This window comes from Myxococcus sp. AB025B, assembly GCF_006518215.1.
In the GTDB taxonomy this organism is placed as follows: Bacteria; Myxococcota; Myxococcia; order Myxococcales; family Myxococcaceae; genus Myxococcus; species Myxococcus fulvus.
In genome coordinates, this window is the sequence record NZ_SRLW01000307.1 from 1 (window position 1) to 11915 (window position 11915).

Annotated in this window: 13 protein-coding genes; 6 read left to right on the forward strand and 7 right to left on the reverse strand. The window is 69.1% G+C overall.

The window, feature by feature from the left end; genetic code table 11:
* Positions 1–1185 (reverse strand): glycoside hydrolase family 88 protein (locus FL311_RS35105; RefSeq protein WP_141332051.1); only part of this gene is annotated, 1185 nt, incomplete at its 3' end.
* 157 nt (positions 1186–1342) lie between these two features.
* Between FL311_RS35105 and FL311_RS35110 the strand changes: the two genes are divergently transcribed.
* Positions 1343–2014: a TIGR02269 family lipoprotein gene (locus FL311_RS35110; protein WP_141332052.1), complete on the forward strand. Its 672-nt coding sequence runs from the start codon at positions 1343–1345 to the stop codon at positions 2012–2014.
* 6 nt (positions 2015–2020) lie between these two features.
* Positions 2021–2743: a double-CXXCG motif protein gene (locus FL311_RS35115; RefSeq protein WP_141332053.1), complete on the forward strand. Its 723-nt coding sequence runs from the start codon at positions 2021–2023 to the stop codon at positions 2741–2743.
* A 9-nt stretch (positions 2744–2752) separates the two neighbouring features.
* Here the strand turns inward: FL311_RS35115 and FL311_RS35120 are convergent, their stop codons facing one another.
* The 4 genes from FL311_RS35120 to eis form a co-directional block, all read right to left on the reverse strand.
* Positions 2753–3964: a substrate-binding domain-containing protein gene (locus tag FL311_RS35120; protein ID WP_141332054.1), complete on the reverse strand. Its 1212-nt coding sequence runs from the start codon at positions 3962–3964 to the stop codon at positions 2753–2755.
* A 34-nt stretch (positions 3965–3998) separates the two neighbouring features.
* Positions 3999–4856, reverse strand: coding sequence for a WGR domain-containing protein (locus FL311_RS35125; RefSeq protein WP_141332055.1), 858 nt, complete (start codon positions 4854–4856; stop codon positions 3999–4001).
* A gap of 60 nt (positions 4857–4916) precedes the next feature.
* Positions 4917–5912 carry an NAD-dependent epimerase/dehydratase family protein gene (locus tag FL311_RS35130; RefSeq protein ID WP_141332056.1) on the reverse strand — a complete coding sequence of 332 codons (996 nt, stop codon included), beginning with the start codon at positions 5910–5912 and terminating at the stop codon, positions 4917–4919.
* 90 nt (positions 5913–6002) lie between these two features.
* Positions 6003–7184 (reverse strand): enhanced intracellular survival protein Eis, encoded by a 1182-nt coding sequence (eis, locus tag FL311_RS35135; RefSeq protein WP_223748061.1) that lies wholly within the window; start codon positions 7182–7184, stop codon positions 6003–6005.
* A gap of 462 nt (positions 7185–7646) precedes the next feature.
* Between eis and FL311_RS46355 the strand changes: the two genes are divergently transcribed.
* The 4 genes from FL311_RS46355 to FL311_RS35155 all read left to right on the forward strand — a co-directional run bounded on the left by FL311_RS46355 (position 7647) and on the right by FL311_RS35155 (position 10843).
* Complete coding sequence (locus FL311_RS46355) at positions 7647–8237, forward strand: DUF6310 domain-containing protein (RefSeq protein ID WP_368668603.1); 591 nt, start codon at positions 7647–7649, stop codon at positions 8235–8237.
* Positions 8234–8989 (forward strand): DUF5953 family protein, encoded by a 756-nt coding sequence (locus FL311_RS35145; RefSeq protein ID WP_141332059.1) that lies wholly within the window; start codon positions 8234–8236, stop codon positions 8987–8989. Before FL311_RS46355 ends, FL311_RS35145 begins: the two co-directional genes overlap by 4 nt.
* A gap of 469 nt (positions 8990–9458) precedes the next feature.
* Positions 9459–10091 (forward strand): DUF6310 domain-containing protein, encoded by a 633-nt coding sequence (locus tag FL311_RS35150; protein WP_368668604.1) that lies wholly within the window; start codon positions 9459–9461, stop codon positions 10089–10091.
* Positions 10088–10843, forward strand: a complete 756-nt coding sequence (locus FL311_RS35155; protein ID WP_141332061.1) for a DUF5953 family protein — start codon at positions 10088–10090, stop codon at positions 10841–10843. Before FL311_RS35150 ends, FL311_RS35155 begins: the two co-directional genes overlap by 4 nt.
* A gap of 7 nt (positions 10844–10850) precedes the next feature.
* On the opposite strand, the gene FL311_RS35160 is transcribed toward FL311_RS35155, so the two are convergent.
* A complete protein-coding gene (locus FL311_RS35160; RefSeq protein ID WP_194869486.1) occupies positions 10851–11351 on the reverse strand; it encodes an FHA domain-containing protein in 501 nt (166 codons plus the stop codon).
* 75 nt (positions 11352–11426) lie between these two features.
* Positions 11427–11777: a hypothetical protein gene (locus tag FL311_RS35165; RefSeq protein WP_194869487.1), complete on the reverse strand. Its 351-nt coding sequence runs from the start codon at positions 11775–11777 to the stop codon at positions 11427–11429.
* Positions 11778–11915 lie beyond the last annotated feature (138 nt).

Sequence of the window (11915 nt, forward strand, 5' to 3'; positions counted from 1 at the left end):
GTAGGGAGGGTTGGGATTGAAGCGCAGCACCGCCTCCAGGAAGTAGTAGTCGCCGTAGATGAGGCTGACGTCGACCTCCTGGTTCGCGGGCAGGTGTCCGACGCCATGCAGCAGCAGTCCCGGGCTGTTGGTGCCCTGCGCGAAGTACGCGGGAGACACCAGGGTGTCGAGCGTGCGCAGGGCGGCGTCGCGGTAGCGCGTCTTGCGCGCGGCATCCGTCTCCAGCTGACTCAGCTCCAGCAGCGCCGAGGCGACGATGGCCGCGGCAGAGGAGTCCTTCTGCGTTCCTGGCGCATCGAAGTCCCACTTGGGCACCATGTCCGTCGGCACACGCGACAGGTACCAGTCCGTCACCTTCCGCGCGGCGGCCAGCATCCGAGAGTCCCCTGTGTATCGGTAGACCATGGTGTACCCGTGGATGAGCCACGCGTGGCCGCGGGCCCAGGTGGAGTTGGTGGAGTACCCCTGGAAGGTGCCCTTGGAGCGGATGGCGCCGGTGGCGGCGTTGTAGTCCACATAGTGGAACGAGCTGCCATCCGGGCGCACCGCGTCTCGCAGCGTGGTGAGCGCATGGTTGACGGCCATGGTGCGCAGCTCCGCGCGCCCGCCGTTCGCCGACGCCCACAGGAGCAGCTCCAGGTTCATCATCGTGTCCGTGACGAGCGGCACGTCCCACGCGGAGTTCCAGTCACAACAATCGATGATGCCGATGCGCGTGTTGTAGCGGGCCGCCAGGGACTCGGCGGAGGTCAGCAACACGTCGCGGTAGTAGGCGTCTCCGGTGAGCCGGTAGGCATTGCCGAAGCTGAGGAACATCTTGAAGCCCAGGTCATGCGTCTTCCGGTTCGTCTTCTGGACCTCCAGGGGCCGCGTCCATCGGTCGGCCTTGCTCTGCCACGAGGGCTCCAGCCCCACCTGATAGAGCTGCCACAGGCCGCCTGGGAAGAAGCCCTGCGTCCACGCGACCTCGTCCGTGTTGGCCACCGTCGTCCACGTCCCATCCGCGCGTGAGGCCTTCGGAGAGCGCGTCTCGTTCGGCATGGCGGACGCGGACTTCCGAAGCTGCGTGCGCGCGAACCCCACCACCTTCAGCGCGTCCGCGTCATTGAACGCACGGGCTCCACTTCCGCCCAGGAGCAACACCAACCCCAACACCTTCCATGTCCAGGATGCCAACGCCCTCATGCCCCCTCCCCTCGCTCGCAGCCAAGGTGGTCGCGAGTGCATCCGGAAGCCAGGGCGTCCAGCACGGGGCGCACTGCTCGACGATGGGACTGTGAAGCGTCGTGCGCTGCCCTCCTTCTCGAGGGCATGACAGATGCCCCTCGTACCATGCCAACCCATGCGAACCCTGCACGCCCCTCTGGTTGCGTTGGTCCTCGCGTCATTGTCAGGCTGCACCACCCTCGGCAAGCCACCCATGCAGCAGGCCTGGGACGCAGCCGAGGTGGAATGCCACACACCCGAGGAAGACCAGTGCGTCTCCCTCCTGTGTCTGGGCGAAGCCTGCGGCTTCTACCCCTGCGAACGCGCTCCCGGAGACATCGAGCTGGCGCGCTTCCCTCCGGCGCGTCCACCTGCGGCGAGCGCGGCTCCAGGCAGAGGGCCCAGGCGGAACTGGGGCGGAGCCCAACAACTCCCACCAGGCGCGGTCATGGTCTTCCCGAACTGGAATGGCGCTCCAGCGACGCTCATTCCGCCTTCACGCCAGCTCACTCCGGGGCGATGGGAGAAACACCACATCTTCCCCCAGGCCCGAGACCTCGCCGACTGGTTCGAGCAACAAGGCGTCAAGATTCACAGCTACACGATGCCCATTCCCCTTCACGTGCACAGGCGAATCCATGACGGCACGGGGCGAGGCGGAGCCTGGAACGATGCGTGGCGTGACTTCATCCGAACCTCTCCCAGGGCAAGTCCCGAGGAGATCTTCCGGCATGCGGGAGAGCTGATTCATCGATTCGACCTCATCGGAGGTCCCATCCAGCCCTACTATTCCCGCCCAGGAGCCTAGGCACGCATGAGCCGTTACTTCTTGTTGGGCGAGGACAGGGCGGCCACCGCGAAGCACGGCGGGGAAGTCGATGCGACGCATCGGTGGCGACTTCCCGGAGTGAAGTGCCCTGCGTGCGGCGCCACCTGGAGCGACGTGGGGCATGACCATCCCTCCGTCGACCTCTCGGGCCTCGCCGAGCACCGCGCATTCGAGCGACCTCGACCGGAACCTCTCGCCGAGCTCAACCGACTGCGCGAGCTGGTGCGTCCCTTGTTACCTCCCCAAGCGGAGCTTCCACCCGGCACGCACTTCGGCCCGCTGGTGGGTCAGGCCTTCGGCGCCTTCGGTCCACTGGCCTGGGTCGGAGGAATCAGACTCCTCCTCCGGTCGGAGGTCCTGGAACAACTTCGCGCTGCCGGAGTCCGTGGACTCGTCGGCTGCCGCACCGAGCTCCGACACCGGCAGAAGAACCCACCCGAGTTGCTGGAGCTTCAGCTTCGACCGACAGGCCGGCTGCACCCGAGCAGCCTCCCCGCGGACACGCCTCCGGCCTGCGCAACCTGCGGACGCCAGTCCTTCCGCTGGCCCGATGCGCCCATCCTGGAGGCAGCCACCCTCCCCACCGAGGCGGACCTGTTCCGGTTGGGCGACTTCGCCACGATGGTCATCTGCACGGAGCGGTTTCGCGATGCAGTGAGCCAACTCGCCCTGGAGGGCCTCACCTTCCGCGAGCTGCCGACGCGGTAGACGCTGTCCCTACCGGCCCGACGTCAGCACGCGCGACCAGAGCATCAACAAATCCCTGACCACGGGGCCCTCGGGCACCTCCGCCACGGGCGGCACGTCCACTTGAACTCCGTGGGACGCCAGCCGCGTGAACGGATTGTCCGGGTCCTCGGTCTTCAACGGCACCGCCGGGTCCGCCGGCCGGAAGCCGAACTGGAGCGCCCGCTCCTGCACGGGCCGGCTGTGCAGATAGCGCAGCCACTCCAGCGCCGCTTCCTTCTGCGCGGGCGTCACCCAGTCGCCCTGCAGCACCGCCGCCGGGTGGTCGCTCCACAACGTGAGCGCGGGATACGACACCTTCAGCTCACCCCACCGCCCCTGCGCCTGCGACACCTGCGCAATCGCCAGGTTCTCGTACACTACCGCGATGTCGTAGCGCGAAGGCCCGAAGCGGACCATGTCCGCCATGAAGGTCCCCGTCGAGGCCTCGAAGCGCGTCACCCCCCGCTCCAATGCCTTCATCCAATCCTGGTACCCCGGGTCCAGCAGGTCCTCCACCGTGAGCCCACCCCGCTTGCCGTGGTACTCCAGCGTCGCAAGCAGCAACGCCTGCAGCCCCGAGTTCGAGCGCGTCGGGTCCGTGTGGCCCAGCTTCACCAACCCCCACTCCCCCTTGCCCCCAATCGCCGGCCAGCCCCGAGGGCTCGTCACCGCCTTCTGGAGGACCTTCCACGACACCGCGCCGCCACCACTCGCCTTGCGCAGCACCTCCGCCCGGTCCGCCCACACCACGAACACCAACGGAGTTATCACCAGCGGACGCGGCGCCTGCTCACCGGCCTCCGCGAACAACGGCCGACGCGTGGCGTCCGTCGCCCAGTCCGACGCGAGCATCCGCAACACCGCGCTGTCCGCAGGGCTCCACACCGTGGGCTGCTCACGGCCCTCCAGGATGGCCTGCGCGGCCTCCAGCGAGCCTCGCCCCACCAACGTCAGACGGATGGACGGGTGCGTGCGCTCGAAGTCCCGCGCCGCCGCCTCCACCCAGTCCTTCTTCTCCGTGCTGTAGAGGAAGGTGACGTCCACCACCTTGCCCGGCCTCGAGGGCCGGGACACCGAGGTGGGCAGCGGCGTCCCCGCCTCCGGGACCTCCGTCGACCGGGGCCCCCGCTCCGAGGTCAGGTACAGAACCCCACCCAGCGCGGCGATGAAGCCGACGACGATGAGAACCCTGGGTGTCATGTGCCGCCGCGTCCCCCATCCAGCATGTCGCGCCTCAGGCCTCCAGCCGGGAGAGTCGTCCCGCCAGCGGCGTCTCGCTTCCCGCGTTCACGCCCTTGACCCACTCGGACAGCGAGCCGCCGGACTCGGACAGCTTCTTCTCCACGTGCGGCCGCAACTGCCCCCAGCGCTTCGCCCAGCCCTCCTCGGAGGCGCTGCCCTTGAACCCGGGACGCTCCGCCAACAGCAGCCCCAGCCGCAGCGCCAGCTCCGGCTCGCCCAGCGACTCCGCGCGGCGCACCATGCCCAGCTCGCCCGACTCCGGCGCGGACTTCCACAGCGCCACCGCGCGGCTGAAGGCAGCCACGTCCAGCTCGCTCAACAGCCCCAGCGCGTGGCGCAGCGGCAAGCGCCCCTCCTTCGGAGTCGCCACCACGCGCTTCATCAGCGCCTCGAAGACGGGCGCCAGCTGCGCGTGCGCGGCCGGGTCCACGCCGCCCAGGGCCCTGAGCGCCCTGCGCGCGCGACGGGCGCGCGAGGTGACCTCCCAGCTGCGCCAGCCCAGGCGGGCGCGGAGCCCCGCGAGCGCCTCGGCGGCGTCGTCCAGCGTCGCCTGCGTCGGCGTGGCCACGGGCACGCGGCGCGGCAGCGGCGTCTGCTTCGGCGCGGCGGGAGGCGCGGCCACGGCGGCGGCGGGAGCGCCCCCTTCCGTCACCTCCTGATAGCCCTCGCGCACCTTCTCGGCGACCTTCTTGTCGTACTCCTTCTGCGCGCTCGCGGCGTCGGCGAAGGCCTTCTCCTTGCGCTGCCCGGCGGTGCCGATGCGGCCGAAGGTGACGATGAAGACGTTGCCCTGAACCTCCGGCTGCCAGAACTTGGAGCTGGTTCCCTCGACGAACTCGAACCTACGCATGGCCCATCCTCCCGGTGCACTGGCCGCCCACAAGGCTACCGCACACGCACCCGGCGCGCCTCAGGCGGCCTGTGACGATTTCTCCTGGAACGCCGCTTCCATCTCCTTCAGTCCCATGGCGCGCGGCATCCGCCCCTCGTAGCCCAGCTCCTGGCGGGCCTTCTCGTCGCTCACCGTCACCTCGCGGCCGATGAGCAGCACCTCGGCGCGGCTGAGCGGCGGCCGGCCCGGGAGCCCGAAGGTCCCCCACACGAGGTCCGCCACCGTGGCCACCACCGCCGCCAGACCGTACGGAATCGTGCTCGTGCCAGGGTCCACGCCCTGCGTCTTGAGCATCGCGGTGACGAAGTCCCGGAACACCACGGGCTCCCCGTCGGTGAGGAAGTACGCCTCGCCGCCCCGCCCCTTCTCCGCGGCCAGCAGCATGCCCTCCACGCAGTTGACCACGTGGCAGGTGGAGCTCAGGTAGCGCCCGTCTCCCACCCACTTGAAACGTTTGGTGCGCACCGCGTCCACCATCTGCGGCAGCACCGACGTGTCCCCCAGTCCCCACACCAACCGGGGCCGCACCGCCACGGTGGTGAAGTCCGCCGAGTTCACGCTCAGCACCCGGCGCTCGGACTCGTTCTTGGTGGACGGGTAGTCGCCGATGGGACGCTCGGGGAGCGGCCAGGACTCGTTGGCCTTCACCAGGGGCGTGCCGTCCGCGAGCACCGCCTCCGTGCTGACGTGCACGAAGCGCCGCACCCCTGCTGCGCGCGCGGCCTCGAGGACACGCTCCGTGCCGCGCACGTTGGCCTCGTAGTACTCCGAGCGAGGGGCCCACGACTTCACCAGCGCGGCCGCGTGGAAGACGGTGTCGCAGCCCCGCATGCCGCGCGCGAGGACGTCCACGTCGGACAGGTCACCCTCGAAGGGCTCGCCGCCGGCGGCCGCCACGGTGGACATGGCGGCGGGCGAGCGCGCCAGGGCACGCGCCGGCTCGCCGCGCGACTTGAGCGCCGCCAGGAGATACCTGCCCACGAAACCGGAACCGCCGGTGACGAACGCCCGCATGGACCGCTCCTCCACGAATGAGGTCCCGGGCTCCTACCACCTCCTGCCCTCGGGGCGGTAGCCACCCGGGCCCCTGGCGGGCCTGCCGTGTCAGAACATGTCGCGCAGGGACGGCTGGGGGCCGCCGAACAGGGCCATCGCCGAGCGCACCGAGGCGTCATCCGCCTCCACGAGCCCCACCGAGCGCAGCGCGGCCGCGGACTGGAAGCCCGTGTACAGCGTCGCGAGCTGGCGGATGTCCAGCTTCAGCCGGCCCTCGCCTCCGCGCGTCACGCGGCCCACGCCGTCCTGGACGTCGAGCACGAAGCGACCGCGGTTCTCCTCGAACAGCTCGTCGGCCACCTCGAGGTGCAGCGAGCCGGACAGCCCCGGCGTCCAGCCTCGCGACTCGAGCGCGCGCCGCACGTCGAGCACGCGCGCCATCCAGTGCATGTAGACCTTCACGGTGTACGACTGCTCGCGAAGCAGCAGGAGGAACGGGTCGTCCGGGCCGCCGTACCAGACGACCTCCGTGCCCAGGGAGTGGTGGTCACCGAGGAAGCGCAGGAGCCTGCGCGCCGCCGCCGGGGTGCTGGCGACCAGGTCGGTCAGGGCCAGTTCCTGGCGCAAATCCTTGAGGGGCCTGCGCGCGAGGTAGACGTAGCCCTCGATGCCGGAGGCACCCTCGACGAGATAGCCGTGGACCTGCTCGGAGCGGGGGTTGCGCACGCGGGTCCACGAGAACTCGCTGCGGTCCAACCAGCCCGGGCGGAGGCTCGCCTCGCGGTTGTAGCAGGCAGTGATGGCGGCCTCATCGCGCGGCTCGATGGCGCGGAGTGACAGCGTGCGCTCGCCCATCTCGAGCGCGGCCATCTGCACGCGGATCTCATAGCGGGCTCCAGCCTGTTCGTAGCCGGCGCGCCGGTAGAGCGGCTGGGTCGCGGGGTACAGGATGGACAGCGCGGCACCGGAGGCACGGGCCTCCTGGACCAGCCGGGTCATCAGGCGACTGGCGGTGCCCTGTCCGCGGTGGACAGGGGAGACGCCCACGCCGCCCACGCCGACGACGGGCACGCTGCGTCCGCCGAACCACTGTCCCTTGCGGATGGAGACCAGGGTACCGGCGACCTTGCCACCTTCGCGCAGCAGTCGGAGGTCGTTGGAGTCCAGGCGCTGTCGCCACGCGGCACAGTCCGCGGGCGTCATGGCATAGGCATGCATCAAGATGTCCGACACGGCGGAGATTTCCTGCTCGTCTCTCGGCGGTCCAAAGTCGTCCGACGTCGCTTCCACGTCTGATGTCCTCCTGCCGGGCACATCCGCGAGCCCACGCGGCATCCTACCGGCGGTCCACCTCCTGCTCACGAAACTGGCGCGAGGCGGCTGACGCTGGCGGTAGCATGGAGCACACCTTGCCCCCGAAAGGACTTCGCCTTGCGATTCGGCGCCTGCGCCGTGGTTGTGCTGCTCCTGTCGGCCTGCGCGACGTCGGCACCTGGGCCTCGGGAGCACACGTCCCGGAGCCCACGGCTCGCCAATCTCCAGCGAGCGGCCTCGCTGCCGTGGATGGACCAGGGCCGGTGCGCCGTTCGCGAAGCCTCCCAGCCGTGGCCCTTGCTCGCGGAGCGGTGCTATCGGGCCCTTGACCATGAACGACTCGAGTTCCGCGACACCACGGGGAGATGCTCGGTGGCCTCCACTGGCGCCGCCGCCGTGGCGCTCGGGCTCTGTGTCCTGGCGGCTCCCGAAATCATCGTGGGCACCATCATCGTCCTGGGTGTCGTGGTGGTCGCCGCGGCCATTCACGATGCACTGGAGGTGCATGAGCTACGACACCGCTACGCCGAGGAAGCGGGCGACACCTCCGGAGCGACCCAGGCGCTCGGAGCAGCCGAAGGCAACCGGAAGCCTGAGCGGAATCCCGAGGAGCAGGGCGCACAGCCGCCTGTGCCACCTCTGCCCGTGGGCCGCTCGCGCCATCCCCACTGCGAGCCCGTTCCCGTGCCACGTGCCTCCAAGGATGTGGCCCACAATGCCTGCGCCGACAGCTTCCCACCCAATCGGTACCCCGGCATGGACGTGAGCGTGAACGGGATTCGCTTCGATGCACTGCAAGTCGGCGCGCGCGTGCTGTGGGAAATCAAGACCCACCGCTTCGACACGTACAATGGCTTCATCCAGGAGCAGGAGCTCGCGAAGGAACTCGTGCAACTGAGCAAGGAGCGAGACACGGCCATCGACTGTGGATACGACTTTGTCGTTGGCGTGAGCACCGAGGCACACCGGGACGCGCTGCTCAAACAGGACTCCAACTTCACGGTCGTCGTCACCGGATGCCAGAGATGACCCCGCAGAGCCCTCTCATCCTCAATGTCTACGCGCCGGCGCTCACAGGTGCCGACCCACGGCCGCTCGCCACCGTCCAGGGGCTGGAGCACGCCTTGCCCGGCTTGCGCTTGGATCGGACGGTCACCGAGAGCCGACGGCTCGCCGCTTTGCCTCAACGCGATGAGTGGTTGACCGAGGCGAGCACGCGCGGCGAGTTCCCGTTCGTCTGCAACGGCGACGAGCGTCACCCGGTCATCATTTCGGGACGCCTCCGCTCAGCGAACGTGAGCCCGGGGAGGCGGCCACAACTCCAGGTCCATGCGAAGCTGCCGCTGGATGCGACGGTCGCCACTGCCGCATCAGCCGTGCTCGAAGCCGTGGCCGAGGGCGTACAAGCCTTCTGGGGTCATGCGACACCGGATGACGCCACACTGGACATCGCGTTCCAGACAGCCCCCACACGGGAGGGACCTCCCGCGCCTCGCCGGGGACTGCCTGCCCTGAAGCTCTTCCAGCACATCCGTCTGCCCGAGATTCCCTATCACCTGGGATGGTTGAACTACTGGTCCGCAGACGCCGTGCGAGCCCTCGGGTTCCCGGACCCTTCGCTCGACGCCGAGTTGCTGTCGCGAGCGCGTCGTACGGAGTCGGGCGGGTGGCTCGTGCAACTCACCGAGGCTCCACTCGACCTGGACAACCCCGCCCACCTGGAGACGCTCCTGCGAACCTACGAGCGCTTCCCGGAGATAGGCGGACGCGTGTCGCGCTGACTCCGCCTCACGTCCCGACGCGCTTCATCTTCGCGTAGAGGGGCGGCGCCAGCAGAGTCCTCCTGCCGGGCACATCCGCGAGCCCACGCGGCATCCTACCGGCGGTCCACCTCCTGCTCACGAAACTGGCGCGAGGCGGCTGACGCTGGCGGTAGCATGGAGCACACCTTGCCCCCGAAAGGACGTCGCCTTGCGATTCGGCGCCTGCGCCGTGGTTGTGCTGCTCCTGTCGGCCTGCGCGACGTCGGCACCTGGGCCTCGGGAGCGCACGTCCCGGAGCCCACGGCTCGCCAATCTCCAGCGAGCGGCCTCGCTGCCGTGGATGGACCAGGGCCGGTGCGCCGTTCGCGAAGCCTCCCAGCCGTGGCCCCTGCTCGCGGAGCGGTGCTATCGGGCCCTTGACCATGACCGGCTCGAATTCCGTGACACCACGGGCAGATGCTCGGTGGCCTCCACTGGCGCCGCCGCCGTGGCGCTCGGGCTCTGTGTCCTGGCGGCTCCCGAAATCATCGTGGGCACCATCATCGTCCTGGGTGTCGTGGTGGTCGCCGCGGCCATTCACGATGCACTGGAGGTGCATGAGCTACGACACCGCTACGCCGAGGAAGCGGGCGACACCTCCGGAGCGACCCAGGCGCTCGGAGCAGCCGAAGGCCACCAGAAGCCCGGGCGGGACCCTTCCGAACAGGGCGCACAGCCGCCTGTGCCACCTCTGCCCGTGGGCCGCTCGCGCCATCCCCACTGCGAGCCCGTTCCCGTGCCACGTGCCTCCAAGGATGTGGCCCACAATGCCTGTGCCGACAGCTTCCCACCCAATCGGTACCCCGGCATGGACGTGAGCGTGAACGGGATTCGCTTCGATGCACTGCAAGTCGGCGCGCGCGTGCTGTGGGAAATCAAGACCCACCGCTTCGACACGTACAATGGCTTCATCCAGGAGCAGGAACTCGCGAAGGAACTCGTGCAACTGCAAAAGGAACTCGATACCGCGAATGCCTGCGGATACGGATTCATCGTTGGCGTGAGCACCCCGGAGCACCGGCGGGCCCTGCTCAGCAAGGACCCCGCCCTCGAAATCGTCGTCACGGGGTGCCCACGATGACCCAGAACAAGCAACTCGTCCTCATCACGCATGGAACGACCTTCGAGCGAACCGACGGCCGTGCACTCGCCGTGGTCCGCGGGATGGAGCGCGCGTTGTCTGGGCTCCGGCTGGAGCAGACCGTCACCAAGACGCGCCAGATGTCCCTGTTGCCGCGTCGCGACGAATGGCTCTCGGAAGCGACGAAAGAGGAGCCGCTCCCCTTCTTGTGCAACGGAGACGAGCGTCACCCGGTCATGATTTCGGGTCGCCAGAAATCAGCACGCCTTGGTCCTGGTGGTCAGGCAAGCTTCGAGGTGCATGCCAATCTGCCACTGGATGTCGCGGGCCCCCAGGCGGCGACGGACGTGCTCGAGGCCGTGGCGGAAGGTGCCCAGGCCTACTGGGGACATGCGTCGCCGGATGACTACGGCCTGGAAATCTCCGAACAGTTCCGTCGCTCACCCGATGGGCCTGAGCGCTCGCGCCGTGGGCTCCCCATGCTCCACCTGCCCTGGAACCTCCGCGCCCCCGAGCTCCCGCATTACCTCGGATGGGTGAACTACTGGTCCGCGGCAACCGCGAGCATGCTTGGGTTCCCAGACCCTCGCTACGATGCCGCGCTGCTCACACGCGCACGGCGCACGGCCTCGGGTGGGTGGGTGGTGCGCTTGACGGACACACCCCTCGATTACGACAACCCCGCCCACCTGGAGGCGCTCCTGCGAACCTACGAGCGCCTCCCGGAGATAGGCGGACGCGTGTCGCGCTGACTCCGCCTCACGTCCCGACGCGCTTCATCTTCGCGTAGAAGGACGGCGCCAGCAGGTACGCGAACGTCGCGTCGCCGAACCCCAGCAGGTCTCCGTCCCGCAGGTGCATCTCCCCCCCGGACTCCACCTCCTGGGCGTTCACGAACGTGCCGTTGCTCGACTTGAGGTCCACCACCGTGCAACCCGCGGACGGCCCCCACCAACACAGCTTCGCGTGACGCTTGGACACCGAGGGCTCGTTGACCACCAGGTCGCAGTCCGGCTGCCGCCCCACCGTGAGCACGTCCTGCCCGCCCACCGGCGGCAACGTCGCCACCGTGAGCGCGTCGAAGTGCAGCCACAGCGCCACCTGCTGTCGCTCCAGGCTGGGGATGTCCCGCGCCATCGTCGTGCGCGCCGCGCCCATCTTCAGCGCCAGCTGCGCCATCACCGGACTGGGCGGCTTCTGCACCAACACGAACGGCCCCACCTGCTTGCAGAAGAAGGCCTCGGTCAGCCGCGAACTCAACGCACGCAACTCCTGAACCGTCATCATCGCGACTCCCCCAGCGCTCTCACGCGCGCGATTCTGCGGGCACCCCCGTCACGCGTCGAGTCTTCTCGTCACCGAATCCTCCCACCCCGCCCCCAACGCCTTGAGCCGCAGGGGCACATCCAGCCGATGCGCGAGCCAGTGCCCCAGGTGCTCCACCAGCCTCCGGTCCACCGTGTCCCGCATCAACTCGAACGAGCCCTCGGCCGACCGCAGCCACAGCGAGAACACGATGTCCCCTCCGTCCTCCGAACCCTGACGGCGCCGCGTCACCTCGAGCCGCTCCACCGGATAGCGCACCGTGTGAATGCGTCCCAGCCCTCGCGACCTGTGGACCAGCGCCCCCGGACGCACCTCCCAGGCATTGACGCCTCGCAGCGTCCACAACGCGAACCGCAGCATCCACGCCGCCAGCCCTCCCTGCGGCCGTTCGATTTCAAGGAGTCGCTGAAGGCCATCGACCATTGGTCCGCCGAGCGCGCCCGCAGGGCCGCCCGGACCGAGGCGACCCCGGCGACGCCTCCTCCCGCCACCGCGAAG